Annotated in this window: 26 protein-coding genes; all 26 read left to right on the plus strand. The window is 53.0% G+C overall.

Features of this window, described 5'->3' with window-relative positions; translation table 11 throughout:
- Nucleotides 1-467 (plus strand): hypothetical protein (locus HY768_04590; protein ID MBI4726491.1); only part of this gene is annotated, 467 nt, incomplete at its 5' end.
- Between the two features lie 148 nt (nucleotides 468-615).
- Nucleotides 616-984, plus strand: coding sequence for a response regulator (locus HY768_04595; GenBank protein MBI4726492.1), 369 nt, complete (start codon nucleotides 616-618; stop codon nucleotides 982-984).
- 75 nt (nucleotides 985-1,059) lie between these two features.
- Nucleotides 1,060-3,432 carry a PAS domain S-box protein gene (locus HY768_04600; protein MBI4726493.1) on the plus strand — a complete coding sequence of 791 codons (2,373 nt, stop codon included), beginning with the start codon at nucleotides 1,060-1,062 and terminating at the stop codon, nucleotides 3,430-3,432.
- Between the two features lie 50 nt (nucleotides 3,433-3,482).
- The gene (locus HY768_04605; protein ID MBI4726494.1) at nucleotides 3,483-3,671 is read left to right on the plus strand and encodes a hypothetical protein; all 189 of its coding nucleotides are present in this window, start codon (nucleotides 3,483-3,485) and stop codon (nucleotides 3,669-3,671) included.
- A gap of 13 nt (nucleotides 3,672-3,684) precedes the next feature.
- Complete coding sequence (locus HY768_04610) at nucleotides 3,685-3,906, plus strand: hypothetical protein (GenBank protein MBI4726495.1); 222 nt, start codon at nucleotides 3,685-3,687, stop codon at nucleotides 3,904-3,906.
- Between the two features lie 39 nt (nucleotides 3,907-3,945).
- Nucleotides 3,946-4,767 carry a substrate-binding domain-containing protein gene (locus HY768_04615; protein MBI4726496.1) on the plus strand — a complete coding sequence of 274 codons (822 nt, stop codon included), beginning with the start codon at nucleotides 3,946-3,948 and terminating at the stop codon, nucleotides 4,765-4,767.
- Between the two features lie 92 nt (nucleotides 4,768-4,859).
- Nucleotides 4,860-5,963 (plus strand): hypothetical protein, encoded by a 1,104-nt coding sequence (locus HY768_04620; GenBank protein ID MBI4726497.1) that lies wholly within the window; start codon nucleotides 4,860-4,862, stop codon nucleotides 5,961-5,963.
- 191 nt (nucleotides 5,964-6,154) lie between these two features.
- Complete coding sequence (locus HY768_04625; GenBank protein MBI4726498.1) at nucleotides 6,155-6,850, plus strand: ABC transporter permease; 696 nt, start codon at nucleotides 6,155-6,157, stop codon at nucleotides 6,848-6,850.
- Entirely contained in the window at nucleotides 6,847-7,302 is a 456-nt protein-coding gene (locus HY768_04630) for an ATP-binding cassette domain-containing protein (protein ID MBI4726499.1), read from the plus strand. The genes HY768_04625 and HY768_04630 overlap by 4 nt, the downstream gene beginning before the upstream one ends.
- On the plus strand, nucleotides 7,239-7,868 hold the full coding sequence (locus tag HY768_04635) for a TOBE domain-containing protein (GenBank protein MBI4726500.1): 630 nt from the start codon (nucleotides 7,239-7,241) through the stop codon (nucleotides 7,866-7,868). Before HY768_04630 ends, HY768_04635 begins: the two co-directional genes overlap by 64 nt.
- Before the next feature lie 136 nt (nucleotides 7,869-8,004).
- Nucleotides 8,005-9,222: a molybdopterin molybdotransferase MoeA gene (locus HY768_04640; GenBank protein MBI4726501.1), complete on the plus strand. Its 1,218-nt coding sequence runs from the start codon at nucleotides 8,005-8,007 to the stop codon at nucleotides 9,220-9,222.
- Between the two features lie 79 nt (nucleotides 9,223-9,301).
- Nucleotides 9,302-9,946: a molybdopterin-guanine dinucleotide biosynthesis protein B gene (mobB, locus tag HY768_04645; protein MBI4726502.1), complete on the plus strand. Its 645-nt coding sequence runs from the start codon at nucleotides 9,302-9,304 to the stop codon at nucleotides 9,944-9,946.
- A gap of 40 nt (nucleotides 9,947-9,986) precedes the next feature.
- Nucleotides 9,987-10,481 (plus strand): hypothetical protein, encoded by a 495-nt coding sequence (locus HY768_04650; GenBank protein MBI4726503.1) that lies wholly within the window; start codon nucleotides 9,987-9,989, stop codon nucleotides 10,479-10,481.
- A 143-nt stretch (nucleotides 10,482-10,624) separates the two neighbouring features.
- Nucleotides 10,625-11,032, plus strand: coding sequence for a 50S ribosomal protein L31 (gene rpmE, locus HY768_04655; GenBank protein MBI4726504.1), 408 nt, complete (start codon nucleotides 10,625-10,627; stop codon nucleotides 11,030-11,032).
- Between the two features lie 97 nt (nucleotides 11,033-11,129).
- A complete protein-coding gene (gene thiC / locus HY768_04660) occupies nucleotides 11,130-12,395 on the plus strand; it encodes a phosphomethylpyrimidine synthase ThiC (protein ID MBI4726505.1) in 1,266 nt (421 codons plus the stop codon).
- 553 nt (nucleotides 12,396-12,948) lie between these two features.
- Nucleotides 12,949-13,122, plus strand: a complete 174-nt coding sequence (locus tag HY768_04665) for a hypothetical protein (GenBank protein MBI4726506.1) — start codon at nucleotides 12,949-12,951, stop codon at nucleotides 13,120-13,122.
- A gap of 161 nt (nucleotides 13,123-13,283) precedes the next feature.
- Nucleotides 13,284-15,026 carry a V-type ATP synthase subunit A gene (locus HY768_04670; protein ID MBI4726507.1) on the plus strand — a complete coding sequence of 581 codons (1,743 nt, stop codon included), beginning with the start codon at nucleotides 13,284-13,286 and terminating at the stop codon, nucleotides 15,024-15,026.
- A 58-nt stretch (nucleotides 15,027-15,084) separates the two neighbouring features.
- Nucleotides 15,085-15,999, plus strand: coding sequence for an exopolyphosphatase (locus HY768_04675; GenBank protein ID MBI4726508.1), 915 nt, complete (start codon nucleotides 15,085-15,087; stop codon nucleotides 15,997-15,999).
- A gap of 14 nt (nucleotides 16,000-16,013) precedes the next feature.
- Nucleotides 16,014-16,904, plus strand: a complete 891-nt coding sequence (locus HY768_04680; protein MBI4726509.1) for a cysteine synthase family protein — start codon at nucleotides 16,014-16,016, stop codon at nucleotides 16,902-16,904.
- A 43-nt stretch (nucleotides 16,905-16,947) separates the two neighbouring features.
- Nucleotides 16,948-17,928 carry an adenine-specific methyltransferase EcoRI family protein gene (locus tag HY768_04685; GenBank protein MBI4726510.1) on the plus strand — a complete coding sequence of 327 codons (981 nt, stop codon included), beginning with the start codon at nucleotides 16,948-16,950 and terminating at the stop codon, nucleotides 17,926-17,928.
- Between the two features lie 4 nt (nucleotides 17,929-17,932).
- A complete protein-coding gene (locus HY768_04690; GenBank protein ID MBI4726511.1) occupies nucleotides 17,933-19,015 on the plus strand; it encodes a DUF262 domain-containing protein in 1,083 nt (360 codons plus the stop codon).
- Nucleotides 19,016-19,079: 64 nt separating this feature from the next.
- Nucleotides 19,080-19,811: a hypothetical protein gene (locus tag HY768_04695; protein MBI4726512.1), complete on the plus strand. Its 732-nt coding sequence runs from the start codon at nucleotides 19,080-19,082 to the stop codon at nucleotides 19,809-19,811.
- 375 nt (nucleotides 19,812-20,186) lie between these two features.
- Nucleotides 20,187-21,587 carry a V-type ATP synthase subunit B gene (locus HY768_04700; GenBank protein ID MBI4726513.1) on the plus strand — a complete coding sequence of 467 codons (1,401 nt, stop codon included), beginning with the start codon at nucleotides 20,187-20,189 and terminating at the stop codon, nucleotides 21,585-21,587.
- Nucleotides 21,588-21,665: 78 nt separating this feature from the next.
- Nucleotides 21,666-22,517 carry a hypothetical protein gene (locus tag HY768_04705; GenBank protein ID MBI4726514.1) on the plus strand — a complete coding sequence of 284 codons (852 nt, stop codon included), beginning with the start codon at nucleotides 21,666-21,668 and terminating at the stop codon, nucleotides 22,515-22,517.
- 130 nt (nucleotides 22,518-22,647) lie between these two features.
- Complete coding sequence (locus tag HY768_04710; protein ID MBI4726515.1) at nucleotides 22,648-23,271, plus strand: V-type ATP synthase subunit D; 624 nt, start codon at nucleotides 22,648-22,650, stop codon at nucleotides 23,269-23,271.
- Nucleotides 23,268-23,948 carry a hypothetical protein gene (locus HY768_04715; GenBank protein ID MBI4726516.1) on the plus strand — a complete coding sequence of 227 codons (681 nt, stop codon included), beginning with the start codon at nucleotides 23,268-23,270 and terminating at the stop codon, nucleotides 23,946-23,948. The genes HY768_04710 and HY768_04715 overlap by 4 nt, the downstream gene beginning before the upstream one ends.
- Nucleotides 23,949-23,979 lie beyond the last annotated feature (31 nt).

Consider the following 23,979-nt stretch of genomic DNA (forward strand, 5'->3'; position numbering starts at 1 on the left):
TCAATCCCTTCACCCACATCGGATTCGGGGTTGGGTTTCAGCTCACCGACGACGGCCTGGCCAAAAATCTTGATAAGAACGCCTATTACGGCCAGTACCAATCGGCACTGCTGGGCGTCAACTACCGGGCCTCTCACCGGCTGCGGGCCTCGCTGTACCTCGGGGCGCCGGTTGGCGGATACATCCAGTTCTGGCCCAAGGACACTACCTACAACACTGGCTACAAAGCATACGAGTATTATTACAAGGTAACATCGGGGTTCGGCGCGGGCATCATGAGCCTGGAATATTCGGCCAGCGATGACCTGTCGCTGGCGCTGCTGGTGCAGGCCAACGGCGGCGAGGGACGGATTGACCATAAGCGGGATGATGATTTTATCAAGACCAGACCCAACTCATTCGGCGACAACGTTTCCATGAACACCGCCACCATCAGCCTGATGCTGGGGTACAACCTGCCGTTCTGAGGCCGGCGACCGGCCGCGGCGAAAGGGGGATGCGAAAAAATAGCAAAATGTCAAAGTTATCCAATCGCAGAGCCGCCAGTTTATGCCGCAGATAAATATTCCGGGACGCAGAGTAAACAAACAATATTAAGAGGGGAGAGATAACTCTATGCCCAAGATATTGATCATTGACGACGAGGAAGACATTCGGCTTCTTTACCGCAAGGAACTGGAGTCCAACGGCTACCAGGCCGTCGCGGCCAGCACCGAGGACCAGGCCAAGGAGATGTTCCGGCTGGGCGGCATCGACCTGGTGATCCTGGATATCAAGATGACTACCAATGATGGCGGGATCGACCTCTTGCGATGGATTCGGGAAACCGAGAGTGTAATGCCCATCATCCTTAACTCCGCCTATCCCCACTACAAAGCGGATTTCGGGACCTGGCTGGCCAACGAGTATCTGGTGAAGTCCGGAGACCTGAAGGAACTGACGGCCACTGTTGCCAAGCTGCTGAAACAGAAGGGCCTGCCCTGAGTGTTAACCGAAGGGCAGAGCAGCCCAAAGAAAGCAAGAATTAAAAACGGTTTTTATGCAATATAGGTTAAGAGAATGAAGGACCGGGAAAAAACCAGGGAACAGTTGCTGGCCGAGCTGGGCGAGCTTCGGGCCAGAATCGGCAAGCTGGCGGGGATCGAGCGGGAGCATGCCCGGGTGGAAGCGGCGCTGCAGGAAAGCGAAGCGACTTTCCGGGCCTTGGCCGAGACCAGCCCCTCCGGCATATTCGTCTATCGTGAAAAATTCCTCTATGTCAACTCCGCCTGCTTGGCGGTAACCGGCTATGGCCGAGAAGAATTTCGCGCGATGCGGTTTTGGGATATGGTTCATCCGGAATTCCGGGATCTGGTCAGGGACCGGGGCTTGGCCCGGCAGAGAGGCGAGCCCGTCCCGGCCCACTATGAGTTCAAGATCACCCGTAAGGATGGAGTGGATCGGTGGCTGGATTTTGCCGGCGCCCAGATCCAGTTCCAGGGCGAAGCCGCCGGTCTGGGCATCGTTTATGACATCACCGAGCGCAAACAGGCGGAGGCCGCGCTTAAGGCCAGCGAAGAACAATATCGCTTGCTGGTGGAAAGCCAGGACGAGGGCCTGGCCATAGTGGACGGCCACGAAAGATTCCTTTTCGTAAACCCGGCCGGCTGCAGGATATTTGCCGTGCCGGACGGCTCCCTGAACGGCCGTTGTCTGAGTGAATTCGCCGACGCCGCCAATTTTCGGATGATTGCCCAGCAGACCAAGCTGCGCCAAGACGGCGGATCAAACGAGTATGAAATAGAGATCATCCGGGGAGACAAGGTCAAACGAATCATTAAAGTTTCGGCCAAGCCCCAATACGGCCAAAGCGGGCAGTTCGATGCCGCCTTCGGCGTATTCCAAGACATAACCGAGCGCAGGCTGGCAGAGATAAGGTTAAAGGAATCGGAGGAGATCTACCATACCCTGGTCAACTCCTCGCCTGATGCGGTGACCATGACCGATCTGCAGGGCCGGATGATATTTGTCTCGGAGCAGACCTTAAAACTGCACGGTTATTCGCATCAGGATGAACTTCTTGGCCAGCCGGCTTTCATGTTAATCGCCGCCCAGGATCATCAGCGGGCAGGGGCCAACATGGAAATAACGTTGAACCAAGGATCGATCAGGGATATCGAATATATTTTCCTGAAAAAGGACGGCTCTTCCTTCATCGGCGAATTGAACGCGTCTTTGATCCGGAACGTCCAGGGCCTGCCCAAGGCTTTCATTGCCACAACCAGGGACGTAACCGAGCACCGGAATGCCGAAGAGCTGGTCCGGAAAAGCGAAGAGCGCTACCGGAGATTGCTGGAAGCGGTTACCGATTATACCTACACCGTGCAGATACGGGACGGCAAGCACGCCGCGACCCAGCATAGCCCCAACTGCCTGGCGGTTACCGGATATTCCGCGGAAGAATACGACGCTGATCCCAACCTTTGGCTCAACATGGTCTACCAGCAGGATAAGCAACTGGTGATGGAGCAGGCCGCCCGGTTATGGGCCGGAGAAGCGGTGCCGCCGCTGGAACACCGCATCATCCATAAAAACGGCACCTTCCGCTGGGTGAAGAACACGGTAGTGCCCAGGTTCGACGAGCAGGGCAAACTGATGGCCTACGATGGCCTGGTATCAGGCATTACTGAGCGCAAGCTGGCCGAGGAGGAGGTGAAAAAATTGAACCTGGCGCTTCAGCACTATGTGACCCAGTTGGAAGATGTCAATCGGGAATTGGAAGCGTTCAATTATTCCGTTTCCCATGGTTTGAGGACCCCATTGGTCAGCATCGGCGGCTTTTCAAATTTACTGTTGAAAGAACATTCCGGCGGCATCACGTCGGATTGCAAACAATATTTAAACGTGATACGGAACAATGCCGTCAAGATGGAGAAATTGATCGATGATCTTCTAAACAGGTCGTATTTGGGTTGGAAGCCGATAATGGAGACGGAGATCGATATAAACGAGTTGGTGTCAGACATTTTAGGGGAATTGGAATCTTCGTTTAACGGAAGGAACATTCAGTACAATGTCGGTTCCTTGCCCAATGTCCGGGCTGATCGGGTTATGATCCATCAAGTTTTTACCAACTACCTCACCAATGCCATCAAATACACCAGCATCAGGGATCAGGCGATAATCGAAATCGGCGGGCGGAGCGAAGCAAAAGGGAACATTTATTATGTCCGCGATAATGGAGTTGGTTTCGACATGAAGCTGGTTGATAAGTTGTTCAGCGTTTTTCAAAGGCTGCATGATCAGCATGAATTTAAGGGAACCGGCGTTGGCCTGTCGATAGCCCAACGCATCATTCACCGTCATGGGGGACGGGTCTGGGCCGAAAGCGAGATCAATAAAGGATCGACCTTCTACTTCTCATTGCCAAGAGAAGAGCCTAAAGAGATGTAATGTTAATCTTAGCTATTCATCAAATCAATCATACTTGAAAGGAAAAACCGATGAAAAAAACATCAATGGCATTCTCGATGCTGGCAGGGCTCAGCTTCCTGGGCGCCATTCTATTCAAACTGAATGTGCTGCCGCGTAATTTTCTGAATACCGTGCCCAGTTCATACATTCAGCTGGCCCAACTTTTCCTCCTGGCTGCCATCGCCCTCGGAATCCACGGAATGGACCAAAAGAAATAGAAAGGAAAATATCATGGCCTCCCAGACCGTAAAGTTCGAATATGATCCGGTAAGGAACATCCTTTTTACCGAGGATGAGTACCTGATATCTAGCGAGCGGGATGTTGACGAATTTCTTTTCCGGTACCTGAAAAAGCTCGAGGAAATAGGGCACAGGGTTTATGTTATTTCACATATTGACGGCCTTGAGGTGCATGCCAGCCTTTATGACTATTACGGCAAAAAGATTATTTAAGGCCAACCACTATAAGCCATAAACACAGCTGGAGGAGAAATGAAAAGGTTAGCAACATTGGCGCTGTCACTGCTTCTGGCGCTATTCCTGCTGGCTCCGGCGGTTCTGGCCAAGGACAAGCTGGTCCTGGCCACCACCACCAGCACCATGGACTCGGGCCTGCTTGATTTCCTGGTTCCCATCTTCGAAAAGGAGAGCGGCTGCAAGGTCCAGGTCATCGCGGTCGGCACCGGGGCCGCCATCCGTTACGGCAAAGACGGCAACGCCGACGTCGTGATGGTTCACGATCCGGCGGCCGAGGAAGCGGTGGTCAGGGAAGGGTTTTTCGTGGAACGGAAATACCTGATGTACAATGATTTTGTGATCGTGGGCCCCGCCGAAGATTCGGCCGGGATCAAGGGGACTGCCTCGGCGGTTGAAGCCTTAAAAAAGATCCAGACCTCCCAGTCAACCTTCGTCTCCCGGGCCGACCAGTCCGGCACCCACAAAAAAGAGCAGAGGCTGTGGGCCTCCGCCGGGATCGATCCAAAAGGCTCATGGTACCTGGAGGCCGGGGCCGGGATGGAGACAGTGCTGCGCATCGCCAACGAAAAGCGGGCCTACAGCCTGACCGATCGCGGCACCTACCTGGCCCACCAGAAGGAATATGACCTGCCGATCCTGAACGAGGGGGACAAGGAGCTGTTCAATCCCTATCACATCATGCTGGTGGCCCCGGCCAAGTACCCGTTCGTCAACTATTCCCTGGCCAAAAAGTTCTCGGACTTCCTGACCTCGGAGCGGGGCCAGAAGCTGATCGCCGAGTGCGGCGTTGACAAGTACGGTCAGCCCCTGTTCTACCCGGCGGTGGAGAAGAAATAGATTGAAGGGATGCTTATATCCGCTATAAGTAAACGGACTCGATCTTATACTTCATGCAAAGAACCAAGACAAATATATAACTGAGGAAAAACATGAGAAAAATAATCTTAACCGTCTGTGCCGTTATCATGGCCGGATCAACTTCCGCCTTTGCCTTTGACGTCAAGACCGATGTTCAACAGGAATTCCCCAATTTTAAGATCTCCGGCTGGCTCAAGGTTGCCTACCTGGACACCCTCTATCACGACACCCTGGTCACCTATCCCTCGGGCTTCGAGGTCAAGGATGCGGCCATCACCGTCAGCGGCGACGCCTGGAGCGACCTGGCTTACCGGATCTGCCTGCAGTCCAACAAGCCCACCAAGGCAAGCGCCAGCACGGTTTACGCCGCCTGGCTGTTGGACGCCTATGCCGACTGGAAACCTTCCAAACTTTATTCTTTCCGGGTGGGCCAGTACAAGAGGCCGTTTGGATATGAACAGCTGACCGCGGCCACCAGCATGGATTTCGTCAACGCCTCCCAGATCACAGGCAAATTCAACTCCAGCAACCGGGAACAGGGGATCATGGGCTTTGGCGTCTGGAGGGACCTGAGCTATTTCCTTTCGCTTGGCAACGGCGCCCCGTACAACGAAAAGGACGCCAATCCATCCAAGACCGTTTTGTTCCGTATAGTCTATGCGCCTCTGGCGGGAATGACCGTGGGCGGCTCGGTGGAATACGGTACCCAGAACACAGCCGGCAAAAGCTATTACAACCGACACGTCGGGCTGGACGTGAATTACGAATGGGGCAAGCTTTTCGCCCGGGGCGAGTATATGATCGGGCAGGACGACAAGGCGATGACCACCGACTCGGTGCTAGTCGGAACCACCATGGTCACACAGTCAGGCGTTGATATGAACCTGATGCGCGGAGGATACCTGACGGTCGGCTACGTGCCGCTGTCCAAGCTTAAGGTCAATGTCAGGAGAGACGTTTACCGGGAGAACTGCCAGTGGGGCCTGATCACCGACGGCATCTCATCCTGGTGGAACAAGAAAGAAAGCAGGGTGATCGTATTCAATCTGGGCGCCGATTATTTCCTGAATCCTAACACCAAGGTCACCTTGAACTACGACATAACGCAGGAGGATATGGCACTTCGCCCGGTCAAGAATAACCCGCTTTCAGCCCAGCTGCAGGTCAAGTTCTAACTAAAAACCCAAGCATCGTCATTCTAAGCATGGCATCGTGCCTGCCGGTCCGAAGAATCTTTCAAGTAATAGCCGCCGCATCTTGCCCGGCTCAGAATGACATTTGTGCCATTTGATTATGATGGGAGCGCAGTTGATGCGCTCCTATTATTGTTATTGTCTTTTAAATCAAATTTTGCTATCATCATAGTATGTTCAATTTAATACAAAGTTTAAAGCAGGCTATTGGGCTGCTGCTCAAGTTCGATCACGAGATCTGGCAGATAGTCCTGTTGTCCCTGCGGGTCTCGCTGGCCTCTTCGCTGATCGCCGTCTGCCTGGCCATCCCGCTGTCCCTGGTCATTACCCAGAACGAATTCCCTGGCAAGCGTGTCGTCATCGGGACGGTCAATAGTTTCATTGCCATCCCCGCGGTGGTGATCGGGCTGGTCTGCTACTTGTTTTTGTCCCGTTCGGGTCCGCTGGGTTTCTGGCGCCTGCTGTATACGCCCTCGGCCATCATCATCGCCCAGACCCTGCTGATCATCCCGCTGATGACCGGACTCTGCATCTCGGCCCTGCAAGGCCTGGGGCACCGGGTGAAGGAGACCATGATCACCTTGGGCGCCGACCGCCGACATCTTACTTTAGGCATAATGCGGGAAGTGCGCTTCTCGCTGGCCGCGGCCTTCATCACCGGGTTTTCCCGGGTGCTGGGCGAGACCGGCATGACCATGATGGTGGGCGGCAACATCAAGGGCGACACCCGGGTGATGACCACCGCCATTGCGCTGGAGACCATCAAGGGCAACTTTGAACTGGGGATCGCATTGGGATTAGTGCTTTTGATAGTAGCGATTGGGATAAACATCGTTCTCCAGTTAGCCCAGGGGAGGGCCGGACGATGAAGATAGTGGCCCAGAATGTCTCCAAAAGTTTCGACGGGAAAGCTGTGCTGAAGGATATCACGCTGACCATTGAAAAACCCGGCGTCTACGCGCTGGTGGGACCCAACGGCTCCGGCAAGACCACCCTGATGCGGATGCTGGCCCTGCTGGAAAAAAGCGAAGGCGGGACCTTGAAATACAAGACCCGGGGCAGCGATGGCTATGCCTCATTGGCGCACTCTCCCGGCATCAGGAAGAAGATGGGCCTGATCCACAACCCGGCGGTGATGCTGTCCGGTACGGTGCAGTACAATTTGGAATACGGCCTGCGGGTGAGGGGCGTGTCAGCGCCGGAGCGGAAAAGAAGATCGGACCAGATGCTGGAGACACTGTCCCTGCGCTGGCCCGGGTGCTGGCGCTGGATCCGGAAGTGGTGTTCCTGGACGAGCCCACGGCCAACCTGGATCCCTTGAGCGCCAAGCTGATTGAAAAAACGATTATGGAACTGGCCGGCCGGGGAAAGAAGGTGATATTGGCCACCCACAACCTTTGGCAGGTGGAGCGGATCGCGGACTGGGTTTGGTTTCTGAACGACGGGGTGATCTCCATCTCCGGCACGGCCCAGGATGTGCTGCACAAGGGCGACCAAGCCTTTTGGGGGAAGTTTTTGGGCCGGGATAATTTGTACAATGGTAAAATCGTCAAAACGGAAAACGGGAAATCTTTCCAATGCGGCAACGTGTCGTTTGAAGTGGTGACCACGCTGGAAGGACTGGCCATGGCCAGCCTGAATCCCAACGAGATAATTTTATCCTCGCAGAAATTAGTCAGCAGCGCTCGCAACGTGCTGGAGGGAGTTATAACCGACGCCATTTCCGAGGGCGGTCTGTACAAGGTCACGGTTGATGTGGGACTGTCATTGGCCGCGGCCATTACCAAGGCCTCGTGGGACGAGATGAATCTGAAGGTCGGCAGCCACGTGTATGCGGTGTTCAAGGCCAGCAGTGTCAGGGTTTGGAGGGAAGAGAACGGGGGATAGGGAATAGATGATTGGGGTTGGATTATTGTAGGGGCGAGGCGTGCCTCGCCCAGGGAATGATGTGATGGGAAACAGATATTTGGGAACGGACATGGGGATTTGATAATAGGTATCAGGTATTACAAAAAGGAAACGCATGATCTCATTTAACGAAGCGCGCAACAAAATGCTGGAGGGCATAAAACCCCTGCCCACCGAAAAGTGCCGTCTGGATGACCTTTTGGGCCGGATACTGGCCCAGGACATCACGGCCTCGTTCGACATTCCGCCCAAAGACAACTCGGCCATGGACGGCTTTGCCGTCATTTATTCCGATGTGGCAACAGCGTCACCGGAAAACCCGGTTGCCCTGCAGGTCATAGAGGACGTGCCGGCCGGCAAGGTGGCCGTCAAGTCCTTGAAACCTGGGCAGGCCATTCGCATCATGACCGGAGCGCAGATACCCGAAGGGGCGGAGGCGGTGGTGCCAGTGGAACTAACCAGCAAGGGAATACAGAATACTGAAGTTAGAATATTGAAGGCGGTCAAGCAAGGGGCCAATATTCGCAGACAGGGAGAGGATGTAACGTCCGGGCAATTATTGATCGCTCAAGGTGTAAGACTTAGGCCGCAGGAAGTGGGGTTAATAGCATCCTTGGGCCTCACCGAAGCATTGGTCGCCAAACAGCCGGTGGTCGGGATAATCTCCAGCGGGAACGAGATCGCCGCGCCGGGCCAGCCGCTGAAGCCGGGACAGATATACGACGCCAACCGTTTCAGCATAGGCGGGCAGGTGAAAGAGGCCGGGGCAGAAGTCAAAGACTACGGCATAATCTCTGATGACCTGGAAAAGATCAAAGAGACCCTGAACCAGGCGGCCCGGGAGTGTGATGTGGTCATCACTTCGGGCGGCGTCTCCGTCGGCGACTACGACCTGATGAAACAGGCGCTGTCCTCACTCGGTCAAATGAATTTCTGGCAGGTGAAACAGAAGCCGGGAAAACCGCTGGCCTTCGGGCATATCAACGGTAAGCCGGTGGTCGGCCTGCCGGGCAATCCGGTGTCCTCAATGGTGGTCTGCGAGCAGTACGACCGACCGCTATTGTTGAAGATGCAGGGAAGTGTTAATATATATAAAGAAGCGATATTCGCGGTCTGCGATCAGGATATCAAAAAACACGCAGGAAGGACCGAGTTCCTTCGCGCTAAAGTAAAATGGCAGGATGGTGCTTATCACGTGGTTTTAACCGGGCCTCAGGGATCGGGCATCCTGACATCAATGGTCCAGGCCGACGGGCTGATGATACTGCCGGAGGAGTGCGATGGGGTGAAGCCGGGGGATGTGGTGCAGATTGAACTATTTTCACACGGATGAACGCGGATTAGAACGGATTCACACTGATTTACAAATGGGCTAAACTTTGTAAACTGTAAACTCAGAAACTGGAAAGATCATGCAACCCATCATCTCCTTCGTCGGACATTCCAACTCCGGCAAGACCACCCTGATCAAAAAGATAGTCCGCATTTTAAACCGCAAGGGTTACCGGGTAGGGGTGCTGAAGCACACCCACGGCGCCATTAAGGCCGACAGGCGCGGGACCGACACCGACCGGTTCCGCCTGGCCGGGGCCAAAATATCTTCCATCTCCGACGACAAACTGCTGGTGCGGTTTGAGAATGTCAAAGGACTTATTCCAAAAATGGTGGTCAGCGCCTTGAGCAGCGAGTTGGACCTGCTAATCATCGAAGGATACAAGAAAGAATCTTTCCCCAAGGTGCTTTTTTCTGATGAACTTTCGTCAGTCAGTCTTAAAGGGATCATCGCTACTGTTGGCCCCAAAAATCCGTCCGACAGCAAGGTCAGGCATTTCAAGCCGTCCATGCCAAACGAGATTGCCCGGTGGCTGGAACAGACATTTATCCTCCCAGCCAGGAAGAAGCGGAGTCTTCAGATATTCATAGACGGCAAACCACTGCCGATGAATCCCTTTGTCAGGCAGATGATCAGAGAAACCCTGGCCGGTATGCTGAAAAGCCTGAAAGGCGGGCGGGGCCGTAAGGCCCAGATATTGATTGACTTTGGCGCAAAAATGTAGTATTCTTATAATCCTAACTAATTACATTCAGGAGACCAAGATGAAAAAAACATTACTTTTTGCCGCGCTGGCGGCATTAATTTTGGGTTGCGCCCAAAAAGAAGCGCCCAAACCCGTGGCGGCCCCGGCGCCGGCCAAACCTGTACCGGCGTTCGTGGCTTCGGTAAATTTTATCAAGGGCGATGTCCAAAAGCTGTTGAGCGGAACATGGATGCCGGCTGTTCCCGGCGATTCCCTGTTTGCCGGCGACTGTCTGAACATTCCTGCTAAAGCCGAGCTTGAGTTCAAGGACGCTCAGGGTCAATTGTTGAAACTGACCGGTTCCCAGACCGATGAAGTGACGACATTGCTGCAGAAGGCCGCGGCCACCCCGGAAGCCAAACCGGAAAGCAAGGCCATCCAAAGTCTGAAGAAGATAGAAGGCAAGAAGCAGACTCTGACCGAACAAACGCCGACCGCCGTGGCCGGGATCCGGGGAACCCAGAAACGCAAGCCGATGCCCGATACTACGGCCGCTTCCGACACCACAAAATAGCCAGGTCATAATAACCTTTCAGCATGAAGCCCCTGGAGCAACAGTCCACACCGGACATTGTCTTCAAACAGTATTCGGTAAATGCAAATTGTAAACCGTAAACTGTAAATTGTAAACAAAATATACCAACCCAAGGAGACGCAATGAAAAAGGGCATTCATCCCAAGTACGAAGCCGCCACCATCACCTGCAGTTGCGGGAATGTCATCAAGACTCGTTCCACCGTCAAGGACATCCACGTTGAAATCTGCTCCAGCTGCCATCCTTTCTATACCGGCAAAGAAAAGCTGCTGGATGCCGCCGGCCGGGTGGAGCAGTTCCGCAAACGTTATGCCAAAAAGGACGGAGCCATGGTCAAGCCCAAGGCCGCAGCCAAGCCCAAAGTTGAAGCCAAACCCAAGGCCGAAGTCGAAACCAAAGTCAAGCCCAAAGCCGAAGCCAAGCCTAATGTTGAAGCCAAACCCAAGGCCGAAGCCAAAGCCGAAGCCAAGCCTAATGTTGAAGCCAAACCCAAGGCCGAAGTCGAAACCAAGGCCGAAGCCAAAGCCTGACAAACAGGCCCCGGCAAATTAAAAGCAAAAATGGAACATGGCGAGTTTCAACAAAAGAAACTCGCTATTTGCTTAGTTCCGCAGAACGCACAAGGGGGTGACATTGAACATCCACGAGAGCATCATAAAAAAAATAGCCGAGGACGAGAGGGTCTCCTGGGAGAGCATCAAAGAGGGCCTAGAGCAGGGCCATATCGTGATACCCATGAACAAGAACCGCCGGCTGTTAAAGCCCTGCGCGGTGGGGAAAGGCCTGAGGACCAAGGTCAACGCCAACATCGGGACCTCGCAGGACACGGCCGACTTGTCCATAGAACTGGAAAAGCTCAAAGCCGCGGTGGGGGCCGGGGCCGACGCCGTCATGGACCTTTCCACCGGCGGCGATATCGACACGGTGCGGCGGGAGATCCTTTCGCAGTGTCCGGTCCCGCTGGGCACGGTGCCCATCTACCAGGCGGCCATCGAAGCGGTCCAGAAAAAGAAATCTCTGGTGGAGATGACCCCGGACGAGATCTTCTCGGTGATCGAGCGCCAGGCCCGGGACGGGGTGGATTTTTTGACCGTCCACTGCGGCATCACCTCCGATTCGGTGAAACGCCTGAAGCAGGAGGGACGGGTGGCCAGCGTGGTCAGTCGGGGCGGGGCCTTTACCATCGAATGGATGACATACAACAAGGCCGAGAACCCGCTTTATCAGTACTATGACCGGTTGCTGGACATCTGCAAGGAGCACAACGTCACCTTAAGCCTGGGCGACGGATTCCGGCCCGGCTGTCTGGCCGACGCCACCGACCGGGCCCAGATCCAGGAACTGATAACTTGGGGCGAGCTGGTGGACCGGGCCCGGGCCGCCGGGGTCCAGGCCATGGTGGAAGGGCCGGGACACGTGCCGATAGACCAGATCGAGGCCAATGTCAAAATACAGAAGGAACTGTGCCAGGGCGCGCCGTTCTATGTGTTGGGGCCGCTAGTCACCGACATTGCCCTGGGCTACGATCACATCACCGCGGCCATCGGCGGGGCCTGGGCGGCCTACTTCGGGGCCGACTTCCTCTGCTACGTGACCCCCAGCGAGCACCTGAAACTGCCGGACGTTGACGACGTGCGGGAAGGAGTGATAGTATTGCGGATAGCGGCCCATGCCGCCGACATCGCCAAGGGCGTGCCGGGCGCCAGGGAATGGGATCTGAAGATGTCGCAGGCCCGCAAGGCATTGGACTGGGAGAAGCAGATAGAACTTTCCATCAATCCGCCCCATGCCCGGCAGGTCTACGAATCCGCGCCTAAGCGGGAGAGCGGGGCCTGCACCATGTGCGGGGATTACTGCTCCATGAAGAAGATGAACGAAGTGGAGAAGACGTGAATTTGCCACTCCGCCATAGGTCACCTACGCGCCAACCGCTTACGCTTTATATTGGGCTTCCTCTCCTTCACGCCTGCCCACGGCCCCGCAAAGCGGAGCCTCGCCTTTAGGCGGGGCGTGGCGTGCTGAAGCCCCGCCAACGGCGGGGCGCAAGCACGGCGGCCTCATCCTTCCTCCTTCGTTCATACTACGGCGGACAGACCAAACCTTTTTTCCAACTACGCAAAAATGCTTCGTCGGATGAATTGCGAAGGGCCGGGCGAAGGAATGAGTTCAAGAAAAGAATATGAAGGCCTTGAACGGCCTGTAGGCCGGACTGCCATGTCCTAACCCAGTCCTTCCGCCTACGTCAAGACTTCCATCTTTGCCTAAGCGGAAATATTTTTCACGGCATTCAAAGCCCTTCCCAAACAGGAGCGGGATGTCTTTCTGTCGAAGCTTTTTTCCGATAACAGTACCAGGGAAGATCTGACAGACCTTGCTCTGTGGGCCAGGCGGCGCCATGAGCCATCCCGCCCCTTGCAGGCATATATTCAGGAGAGAAAGAGCAGGTATGCCCGCGAAGTATGAAGTGCTGATCAAACGGTCCGCAGAGAAGGATCTCAAGCAATTGAATCTAAAATACATTGTCGGACGCGAGGTTGATCTGGTGGAAAAGGCGGCCATCCGTAACCCGTTCCGGAAGAAAAACATCTATGAAAACATGAAGGTGCTGTATGCGGCCTGAAGAACGCCATGCCGCTTGCCGGAGTAAAGGAATTTAAGCGGATTTGTGCATCCTTAGCCCAGCCGTTAACGGCTGGGCTAAGGATGGGAACCATAGATAACCAAGGCCATTCATGGCCTTTAAAACGCAAATACATATTTCATATAACCTCAGGAGAATCTATGCAGGGCATCATTCAAAAAATATCCGGGCCGGCGGTCATCGCCAAAAACATGATGGGGGCCCGGATGTACGACATCGTCAAAGTAGGAAAATTAGGATTAGTGGGCGAGATTATTCGCTTAGACGGCGACACAGCGTTCATCCAGGTTTACGAGGACACCTCCGGGCTGTTCGTGGGCGAGCCGGTGATAACCACCGGCGAGCCTCTTAAAGTAGAACTGGGGCCTGGCCTGCTGGAGTCCATCTTTGACGGCATTCAGCGTCCGCTGGACCAGATCAAGAAGAAGGAGGGGGACTTCATCGCCCGCGGGGTGGAGGTTCCCAGCCTGAACCGGGAGAAAAAATGGAAGTTCAAGCCGGCTGTTAACGAAGACGACCAAGTATCTGAAGGCGATGTGCTTGGAGAAGTCCAGGAGAACGCCTGGTTCGTCCATAAAATATTAGTTCCACCCAATAAAAGCGGCAAACTTAAAAGCGTGGCCAAGGAAGGCGAATACACCGTGGCCGATCCGATCGCCGAGTTAGAAAACGGCGCCAAACTATTCCTGATGCACTCCTGGCCGGTGCGGCAGCCAAGACCCTTCAAGAAGAAAATGGACCCGGACGAAATGTTCATCACCGGCCAGAGAATTTTGGACACTTTGTTCCCGGTGGCCATGGGCGGGACCGCCGCTATTCCCGGGCCTTTTGGCTCCGGCAAAACCGTGGTCCAGCAGACCCTGGCCAAGCATTCCAACGCCCAGGTGATTATCTACGTGGGCTGCGGCGAGCGGGGCAACGAGATGACCGAGGTGCTGACCGAGTTCCCGGAACTTTTAGACCCCAAGACCAAACGTCCTTTAATGGAGCGGACGGTGCTGATAGCCAACACCTCCAACATGCCGGTGGCGGCCCGCGAGGCCAGCATCTACACCGGGATCACCCTGGCCGAGTATTTCCGCGATATGGGATTCAGCGTAGCCATGATGGCCGATTCCACCAGCCGCTGGGCCGAGGCCCTGCGCGAGATCAGTTCCCGGCTGGAGGAGATGCCGGGCGAAGAAGGCTATCCCACCTATCTTTCCAGCAAGCTAGCCGCCTTTTACGAGCGGGCCGGGCGGACGGTGTGCGTCGGTAAGGATGACCGGGTGGGTTCGGTAACCATCGTGGGCGCGGTCTCGCCTCCGGGCGGAGATTTTTCCGAGCCGGTCACCCAAAGCACTTTGCGGATCATGGGCACCTTTTGGGCTTTGGACGCCTCGCTGGCCCAGAGGCGGCATTTCCCGGCCATCAACTGGAACCGATCCTATTCGCTTTATGCCGAGATGCTGGGCGGCTGGCTTAAGGAACACGTGGCCCCGGACTTCTCCGACGTCCGGAAGCGGGCCTCGGAGCTGCTGCAGAAGGAGGCCGCCCTGCAGGAGGTGGTCCAGCTGGTGGGCCCGGACGCGCTACAGGACCAGGAGCGGATGGTGATCGAAGTGGGCAAGATGCTGCGCGAGGATTACCTGCAGCAGCACGCCTTCTCCGAAGTGGACGGCCACTGCAGCCTGGAGAAATCCTACCGGATGCTGAAAGCCATCCTGGCCTTTTACGACGGGGCTCATCATGCCATAGAACAAGGCGCCATGCACATCAACGACATTCTGAACCTGCCCCAACTGGAGCAGTGCGCCCGGTTCAAGGAAGTGCCCCAGGACCAGTTCAAGGCCCAGGTGGACGACTTCATCGCCGGGCTGACGGAGGCTTTTACCAAGAAGTAATTACAAAGGCAGAAATCAAAAGGCAGAATATTGAATAGAGAATTTTGAAGGGGGAACCATGCGCTTAGTTACCAGATCCGATTTCGACGGCTTGATCTGCGGCGTCCTTTTAAAAGAGGCCGGGATCATCGACCAGTTCATGTTCGTCCATCCCAAGGATGTCCAGGACGGCAAGGTCGCGGTCACTTCCGGCGACGTGCTGGCCAACATGCCCTACGCCAAGGGCTGCGGAATGTGGTTTGACCATCATATGTCAGAAACCGAGCGCCAGGCCTTTCCGTCTGATTTCAAGGGCAAGTCCGAGCCGGCTAAAAGCTGCGCCCGGGTGATCTACGATTATTACGGCGGGGCTAAAAAATTCCCCAATTTCGCCGAGATGCTGAAGGCGGTTGACAAATCGGACTCCGGCGACCTGACGGTGGAGGAAATAGCCGAGCCCAAGGGCTGGATACTGTTGGCTTTTATCATGGACCCCCGCACCGGGCTGGGCCGCTATTCCGATTACCGGATCAGCAACCTGCAGCTGATGCAGGATCTAGTGGAATGCTGCCGGACCATGAATATAGTGAAGATCCTGGATCTCCCGGACATCAGGGAGCGGATCCAACGTTATCACCAGTCGGAGTGGCTATACAAAGAGATGATCAAAAAATATTCCGCCGTCCGGGGCAATGTGCTGGTGACCGACCTGCGCAAGGTGGAGGAGATTCCTACCGGCAACCGCTTCGTGGAATACGGGATGTTCCCGGGCATCAACATCTCCATCCGGATGATGTGGGGGATGAAGAAACTGAACATCGTGTTTGCGGTGGGTCACAGCATCGTCAACCGGACATCAAAGACCAACGTGGGTTCTTTAATGCTTAAATACAACGGCGGCGGCCACGCCAAGGTGGGCACCTGCCAGGTGGCGATTGAGAAGGCGGAGGAGACCCTGAAGGAACTGGTAAAACAGATGAACCAGGACGGTTAAAATCACCAATTATGATATTTGAAAACATACTCCAGACCATTGGCAACACCCCACTGGTCAGAATAAACCGGCTGAATCCCAATAAACACGCGGATATTTACGCCAAGATAGAGGGAGCCAACCCCACCGGCAGCATCAAGGACCGGATAGCTTTAAAAATGATCGAGCAGGCCGAGGCCGAAGGGGCGCTGTCAAAAAACAAAACGATCATTGAGCCCACCTCAGGAAACACCGGTATCGGCCTTGCTATGATTGGGGCGGTCAAGAGATACCGGGTAGAGATTGTTATGAGCCGGGCCGTCTCGGCCGAGCGGATCAAAATGATCAGGAGTTTTGGGGCCAAGGTTACCCTTACCGAAGCCAGGATGGGAACCGACGGGGCCATCGTTAAAGCCCGGGAACTGGTAAAGAAATATCCCAAAAAATATTTCATGCCCGACCAGTTTTCCAACCATTATAACAAAATGGCCCATTATAAGACCACGGCCCAGGAAATTTGGAAACAGGTCAACGGCAACATTGATTATTTCGTCTCTTCTATCGGAACCTCGGGGACCATCATGGGCGTGGGCCGGGCCTTGAAGGAAAATAACCCCAAGATCAGGATAGTAGAAGCCCACCCGGTAAAGGGCCATTACATCCAGGGGCTAAAGAACATGGAGGAAGCAATCGTCCCTTCGATCTACGATCCCGCGCTTATTGACGAAACGGTGATGGTAAGCACCGAGCAGGCCTTTGCCACCGCCCGGAAGATAGTGGAAAAAGAGGGCATTTTCGTGGGAATGAGCAGCGGGGCGGCCATGTTTGCGGCGATTCATGTGGCAAAAAAGATAAAGAGGGGAAGGATAGTGGTCATTTTCCCGGACCGGGGGGAGAAATATTTGAGCACGAAGTTGTTTAAATGAAACAACAAATTTACAATTCACAAGAAGCTCACTTGGAAAATATATGACAACTAAATCCTCAAATAAAAGCTTTCACAACGCAAAAACTGCTAAAAAAGATGAGTTTTATACGCAGCTAACGGATATTGAAAAAGAGTTAGGGCATTACAAGAACCATTTTAAAAGAAAAGTTGTATTATGTAATTGCGATGATCCACGAATTAGCAATTTCTTTCATTATTTTTCCTATAATTTTGAACAGTTAAAGCTGAAAAAACTAATTACAACTTGTTATAAAAACCTAAACCCCGAAATATTCAGTCAAAACAAATTTGAAAAAGCAATATATCTGGAATACACCGGGGATAAAAACGGGGATAAGATACCCAGCCCAGATGAAATTGGCATAAAACCGTTAAAAGGAGATGGCGATTTTAAAAGTATTGAATGCATTGAGCTTTTAAAACAAGCCGATATTGTAGTAACAAACCCGCCCTTTTCTTTATTCAGAGAATATGTAGCACAGTTAGTTGAATACAAAAAAAAGTTTGTTATAATTGGGAACATGAATGCCTTGACCTATAAGGAAGTATTTAAATTGTTTAAAGAAAATAAAGTTTGGTTTGGTCACAGTATTCATAGCGGAGATAGGGAATTTGGAGTACCTGCGCATTACCCATTGAAAGCAGCAGGTTGTAGGATAGATGATAAAGGGAATAAATTTATCAGAGTTAAAGGTGTACGTTGGTTTACAAATTTAGACTATGAAGAAAGACACGAAGAATTTATATTATGTAAGAAATATAATCCAGAAGAATACCCAAAATATGATAACTATAATGCCATAAATGTTGACAATACAAAAGATATACCTTGTGATTATAAAGGTATTATTGGTGTGCCAATTACATTTATGGATAAATATAACCCAGACCAATTTGAAATATTAGGCAATGAATATGATTTAAAAATCCCAAAAGGGCGTGGATATATAAACGGTAAAAGAATGTATGGTAGGATTTTCATAAAGAATAAAAAATTATAAGACAATGAAAATAGAACTTAAAGAAATTACCGTCCGTGATTTAGCAGACGGTTACAAAGACAACGCCGAAGAAGGTGTGGTGGGTTACGGCGGCAGGCTTGATATTAGGCCACCATATCAACGAGAATTTATTTACAAGGACAAACAACGTGATGCTGTTATCAATACCATAACAAAGGCCTTTCCTCTTAATGTTATGTATTGGGCGCTTAGAGAAGACGGGAATTTTGAAGTGATCGACGGACAACAGCGTACAATTTCAGTTTGTCAATATATCAATGGTGATTTTGCCTTTAAGGATTTGTATTTCCATAATCTTAAAGACGACCAGCAAGAACAAATCCTTAACTATAAACTTATGATTTATGTTTGCAGCGGCGCAGACAGCGAAAAATTGGAATGGTTCAGGACAATAAACATCGCAGGTGAAAAACTTACCGACCAGGAATTACGTAATGCGGTGTATGCTGGTTCATGGGTTTCCGATGCCAAACGCTATTTTAGTAAAACCGGCTGCGTAGCACATAGCATTGGAAATGATTATCTCATTGGCTCTGCAATTCGTCAGGAATATTTGGAAACGGCTATTGACTGGATTTCTAATGGCGAAATTGAAAGCTATATGGCAACCCACCAGCACGACCCCAACGCCAGCGCATTATGGAGATATTTTCAAGATGTAATTTCCTGGGTAAACGCGACTTTTACCAATAAGAGGAAGTTCATGAAAGGTGTGGACTGGGGTAGACTATACAACAAATACAAAAACGTAGTTTATGACACGAAAGAGATAGAAGCAGAAACGGCCAAATTGATTGCTGATGACGATGTGATAAAAAAGAGCGGAATTTATCCGTATATTCTTACGCATGACGAAAAACATCTTTCAATCCGTGCATTTACTGATTCTATGAAACAAAAAGTTTATGAGCGGCAAAAAGGTAAATGTGTAAAGTGCAAAAAGCAATTTGATATTTCTGAAATGGAAGCCGACCACATTAAGCCTTGGCACGAAGGCGGTAAAACAACAGAAAAAAATTGCCAAATGTTATGCAAGGACGACAACAGAAGAAAATCGGGTAAATAGAAAACCAGCCGACAACATAGGTTGTCACAATTGCTGGTAACAATAATAATTAAAGGAGACACCAATGGCAGAAGCTACACCCAAAAAGGTTTCCACCACCGAGTCTGGGCATGCCAAGAACATTGCCAACTTTGGCGCCCTTGTTAACAGCGTGGAGGACATAGGTAGTTCCTATAACCCATCGGTGGCCGACATCAAACTGTCCAACCTAAGGCTTATCAATACCAAATTAGAGAAAATCCTGCCCGCCGTGTTTGCGGCCGAAGCCCCCTATAAATTAGCCGTCAACGCCCGCCAGACAGCCTTTGACGGCATGAGCAAATTAGCCACCCGGGTCATCAACTCCCTGGCCGTGGCCGGAAGCGACCGCGAGATCAAGGATGCCAAGACCATATTAAAGAAGATCCGGGGCGGCAAAGCCATCAAGCCGGAGGATCCGGCCCTGGCCGCCAAGACCAGGTCCACCTCGCAGATGAGTTACGACAACCGGGTAAGCAATTTCAAGGAACTGACGGCCCTGCTGGCCGCCATTCCGGCCTACAAGCCCAACGAGGCGGATTTAAAGGTTGCCGCCCTTAACGCCTATCTTGATAAACTTCCGGGTTTGGGCGCAACGGTCAACAAGACGGCGTTGGCCCTTACCACGGCCCGCGCCAATCGCGATCAACTGCTGTACGCCAAAGGCACCGGGGCTTTGGCCATCAGCCTTAAGGTTAAGAAATACGTCAAAAGCATGTCCGGGGCTGCCACACCCGCCTATAAAAAGCTTTCTAAGCTTGTGTTTTATGCCAGATAAGCCTTGCTAAAGCTTAATTAACTTTCGTTAGTGCTTAAACAGCCTCCGTTGGAGTTTAAACAAGCTTCGTTGGTGTTTGAACAGCCTCCGTTGGGGTTTAAATAGGCTCCGTTATTTCTTAAACTTTCTTCGTTATTGTTTAAATAGGCTCCGTTAGAGTTTAAACAGCATCCCTGTGAGTTTAAATAGCCTTAGTAAAATGCCGAGTAAGTTGCAGTAAAAAAGCAAGAGCATCGGGGTTGGCGGGTAAGGTATGGTGCATACCCCAAAAGACTATCGCTGGATTTCAACAAGGCCGCCGCTGCGGCCTGATGGAGATATCGCTGATAAAAAAAGAATAAAAAATCATTTTGACATATAACGAACGAGGCATACATGGACCTAACCACCAAGAAATACCAAAGCATTTCCTACATCTCCGGGCCGCTGCTGTTCGTGGATAACGCCAAGGGGCTTTCCTACGGCGCCATTGTGGAGATAGAACTCCCCGACGGCAGCAAGAAGGGCGGGCAGACCATCGAGGTCTCCGAGAAATACGCCGTGATCCAGGTGTTTGAGGAAACCCGAGGGCTGGACCTGGCCAAGAGCTCGGTCAGCTTAAAGGAGGACGTGGCTCGCATCCCGGTGTCGCGCGACATGATCGGCCGCCGTTTCAACGGCCTGGGCGAGCCGATCGACGGCCTGCCGCCCATCATCCCCGAGAAACGGCTGGAGATCATCGGACAGCCTATGAACCCCACCTCCCGGGCCAAGCCCGAGGAGTTCATCCAGACCGGCATCTCCACCATCGACGGGTTTGCCACCCTGGTGCGGGGGCAGAAACTGCCCATCTTCTCCGGGGCCGGACTGCCGGCCAACGAGATCGCCGCCCAGATCGTCAAACAGGCCCGGGTGCTGGGCGAGAAGGAGGAGTTCGCGGTGGTCTTCGCCGCCATGGGCATTACCTCGCGCGAAGCCACTTTTTTCATCACCGAGTTCGAGAAATCCGGCGCCCTGTCCAAGACCGTGGTCTTCATGAACAAGGCCGACGATCCCACCATCGAGCGAATCCTGACCCCGCGCTGCGCCCTGACCTGCGCCGAGCACCTGGCCTACGATCATGGCATGCAGGTGCTGGTGATCCTGACCGACATGACCAACTACTGCGAGGCCCTGCGCGAAGTGGGCACCGCCAGGGAGGAGATCCCCGGACGGCGCGGCTACCCCGGCTACATGTACACCGACCTGGCCCAGATATATGAAAGGGCTGGGCGCATCCACGGCCGCAAGGGCTCCATCACCCAGATCCCGATCCTGACCATGCCGGACGACGACATCACCCACCCCATAGCCGATCTGACCGGATACATCACCGAGGGCCAGTTGGTGTTGTCCCGGCAGCTGCACCGCATCGGTTGCTATCCGCCGATAGACCCGCTGCCCTCGCTGTCCCGGCTGATGAACAACGGCATCGGGGGCAAGGACCACCGGGAATGGTCCAACCAGCTTTATTCGGCCTATGCCACCGGGCGCGACCTGCGCAAATTAGTGGCCATCATCGGCGAAGAGGCCCTGACCGAGGTGGACCGGAAATATCTGAAATTCGCCGAGCTGTTTGAAAAGGAGATGATCAACCAGGGCCAGGCCGACCGGAGTATAGAGGAGACCATGAACATCGGATGGAAACTGTTGTCAATCTTGCCGGTCAAGGAGCTGAAGCGGATCAGCAAGGATCACATCAGTAAATATTATCACGGCGAGCTTATGGAGCAGATGCACGGGAAAACGGGGATATAACTTTGAACCGTTGGAATCGTTTGAACAGTTCAAACAGTTTGAAACGTTTCAAACAACCTATAAAAGGAGCAATCGATCATGAATACTACAATGCGGACATTGTCATGGGTTCTGGTTCTGTCGGCGGCCCTGGCGTTTGCCGAAACCATCGACGTTACCATCAAGGGGCTGGATGACGGAAAGAAGACCACCCGCCAGCAGGATCTGAAAGAAGCGACCCTGGATGCCAAGCGCCAGGCCATCGAGCAGGCCGGGGTAACGGTGGAGTCCAAGTCCACGGTCAAAAACTCGGTGCTGCAGGAAGACTTTATCGAGACCCAGGCCAAGGCAGTTCTGCTGCCGGGTTTTCAGATCATGGACATCGGCTACACCCAGGACGGCACTTATCAGGTGGTACTCACCGGCCAGGTCCAGGTCCAGCCCAAACCGGTATCTGTCGAAGGCGACAGCGGAGCCCTGCTGCTGTTGATGGATATCTACAGCGTTCCCATAACTTTTCAAATAGATAACAAACCGCTGGACGCCGGCCGGTTCACGGCGCTGGTACCGCTTAGGGACAGTTCCAGTCTGACTGCCTTTCCCAGCATCCGCGAAGTTAAAAAGAACTACAACAATCTGCCGCATTACTTTGCTTACTTGTTAAAACTTCCGGCCGGAAAACATAGCATCAGGGTCACCGCCAACATCATCAACGGAAGCGGCCCGGACAAGAACGGCAATACCGTGGAAGCTGAGGTCTCGCCCGGAAAGTCTTTGATCTACGAATACCGGGCTGACCCGGAATACAGTTTTGCCGCGGCCGACAGCGGATTCTTGTTTAAAAAGCTGGAAGCCAACAAGAAACCGGCTGCTACCACCGGAGCTTACGGGCGTGAGCTGCGGCAGGATGTGACAAATAAATATGAAACGTTCACCGGTTTTAAATTTTAGCATCAATAAGGGTCGTGATTCCATTTTAAGAAACCTTGGCGATCTTGGCGTCACTTCGATTAAACTCAGTGCATCGCTTAGCGGCAAAAAATTCTATCAACCGTTTCTTCGAATAACAAATAACCAATAGATGGAAAACGTATCACCTACTCGAATGAACCTGCTGGGCCGCAAGGCCCAGGTGTCCCTGGCCAAACAGGGGGTGGACCTGCTTAAAAAGAAGCGGGATGCCCTGGTGACCGACTTCTTCGTGGTGGTCAAGAATTCCCTGGCCTCACGGGAGCAGCTTAATCAGACCTCCCAGCAGGCGGTGGAACTGTTGAACCTGGCGGTGGCCTTTGAAGGCCGCCAGCCTTTGGAGTCATCGGCCCTGCCGGGCCGCCGCGACATCCGGCTCAATGTCTCGGAAAAGAACGTCTGGGGCATCAAGATCCCCGAGGTCTCGGCCGGCAGCGTGGTGCGCGACCAGTTCTCCCGGGGATACAGCCCCACCGCCGCCACCTACCGTTCAATCAAGACCACCGACAGTTTTGAACAGATAATAGATCTTTTGATAGTGGTGGCCGGCAGTGAGACCAGGCTTAAGCGGCTGGGCTCCGAGATCAAGAAGACCACCCGCAGGGTCAACGCCCTGGAACAGGTGGTGATCCCCAGGATATACCGGGAGATGGGCTACATCAAGGGTGTGCTGGAGCAAAGGGAGCGGGAGGACATCTTTCGGCTCAAGATGATCAAGAAAAAAGGCGAAGGATGAGACTTCGCCTTAAACTTTATCCGGCTTCATTTCTTCTGGCGCTGGCCTGCTGCGGTTGTTTTTCGGTGGAGTTTCAGACTGCGGTCAACCGCAGGGGCGGAGGAACCAGAACTGTTGAGATCGTGATGGCTCCCATGATGGCCGGGCTTTATAAAAAAACTGACGGCACGGGAAAACTTTTCAATATCCCGGGCCAGGGTCTGCAGGCAAAATCGGAAGTGAAGTTGACCGGCTCCGCCAAAACCGAATTGGATGACGGCAGTTTAAAGTTGTCCTGGAATTACCGGGCGGACAGGGTGGAGCTTTTCTCGGACGGTGACGATTCGGTAAAATTTAAAATCACCAAATCAGGTCTATGGGTTTATTACGAATACCTGGAAATAATCTCTGCCTCAAAACCTGAACCGGCAGCCCCGGCAGCCGGGCAAGATATTTACTGGATCAGGCATAAGCTTGTGATGCCCGGACAAATTGTCGGACATAATTCCGACTCCATCACACCCGGCGGCCTGGTCTGGAACCGTTCCTTGGGGCAGGTTACAGCCGCGGGGCTGACCATGGAAGCCCGCAGCCGGGAATTAAATCCTCTTTATTTGTTGCTGGCTGGAATTTCCCTGTTGGCGGCGGGCGGCAGCCTCTGCTGGCATAGGCGGAAGTCACTCCAAAAATCACAATAAAAATTGATCTCCGGTCAATTTTATATTACAC

This window comes from candidate division TA06 bacterium, from assembly GCA_016208585.1.
GTDB lineage: Bacteria > Edwardsbacteria > AC1 > AC1 > EtOH8 > UBA5202.

Bases quoted from the DNA above. Each gene is read 5' to 3' on its own strand.
- HY768_04595 (MBI4726492.1), top strand. From the start codon at position 616: ATGCCCAAGATATTGATCATTGACGACGAGGAAGACATTCGGCTTCTT.
- HY768_04600 (MBI4726493.1), top strand. From the start codon at position 1,060: ATGAAGGACCGGGAAAAAACCAGGGAACAGTTGCTGGCCGAGCTGGGC.
- HY768_04605 (MBI4726494.1), top strand. From the start codon at position 3,483: ATGAAAAAAACATCAATGGCATTCTCGATGCTGGCAGGGCTCAGCTTC.
- HY768_04610 (MBI4726495.1), top strand. From the start codon at position 3,685: ATGGCCTCCCAGACCGTAAAGTTCGAATATGATCCGGTAAGGAACATC.
- HY768_04615 (MBI4726496.1), top strand. From the start codon at position 3,946: ATGAAAAGGTTAGCAACATTGGCGCTGTCACTGCTTCTGGCGCTATTC.
- HY768_04620 (MBI4726497.1), top strand. From the start codon at position 4,860: ATGAGAAAAATAATCTTAACCGTCTGTGCCGTTATCATGGCCGGATCA.
- HY768_04625 (MBI4726498.1), top strand. From the start codon at position 6,155: ATGTTCAATTTAATACAAAGTTTAAAGCAGGCTATTGGGCTGCTGCTC.
- HY768_04630 (MBI4726499.1), top strand. From the start codon at position 6,847: ATGAAGATAGTGGCCCAGAATGTCTCCAAAAGTTTCGACGGGAAAGCT.
- HY768_04640 (MBI4726501.1), top strand. From the start codon at position 8,005: ATGATCTCATTTAACGAAGCGCGCAACAAAATGCTGGAGGGCATAAAA.
- mobB (MBI4726502.1), top strand. From the start codon at position 9,302: ATGCAACCCATCATCTCCTTCGTCGGACATTCCAACTCCGGCAAGACC.
- HY768_04650 (MBI4726503.1), top strand. From the start codon at position 9,987: ATGAAAAAAACATTACTTTTTGCCGCGCTGGCGGCATTAATTTTGGGT.
- rpmE (MBI4726504.1), top strand. From the start codon at position 10,625: ATGAAAAAGGGCATTCATCCCAAGTACGAAGCCGCCACCATCACCTGC.
- HY768_04665 (MBI4726506.1), top strand. From the start codon at position 12,949: ATGCCCGCGAAGTATGAAGTGCTGATCAAACGGTCCGCAGAGAAGGAT.
- HY768_04670 (MBI4726507.1), top strand. From the start codon at position 13,284: ATGCAGGGCATCATTCAAAAAATATCCGGGCCGGCGGTCATCGCCAAA.
- HY768_04675 (MBI4726508.1), top strand. From the start codon at position 15,085: ATGCGCTTAGTTACCAGATCCGATTTCGACGGCTTGATCTGCGGCGTC.
- HY768_04685 (MBI4726510.1), top strand. From the start codon at position 16,948: ATGACAACTAAATCCTCAAATAAAAGCTTTCACAACGCAAAAACTGCT.
- HY768_04690 (MBI4726511.1), top strand. From the start codon at position 17,933: ATGAAAATAGAACTTAAAGAAATTACCGTCCGTGATTTAGCAGACGGT.
- HY768_04695 (MBI4726512.1), top strand. From the start codon at position 19,080: ATGGCAGAAGCTACACCCAAAAAGGTTTCCACCACCGAGTCTGGGCAT.
- HY768_04700 (MBI4726513.1), top strand. From the start codon at position 20,187: ATGGACCTAACCACCAAGAAATACCAAAGCATTTCCTACATCTCCGGG.
- HY768_04705 (MBI4726514.1), top strand. From the start codon at position 21,666: ATGAATACTACAATGCGGACATTGTCATGGGTTCTGGTTCTGTCGGCG.
- HY768_04710 (MBI4726515.1), top strand. From the start codon at position 22,648: ATGGAAAACGTATCACCTACTCGAATGAACCTGCTGGGCCGCAAGGCC.
- HY768_04715 (MBI4726516.1), top strand. From the start codon at position 23,268: ATGAGACTTCGCCTTAAACTTTATCCGGCTTCATTTCTTCTGGCGCTG.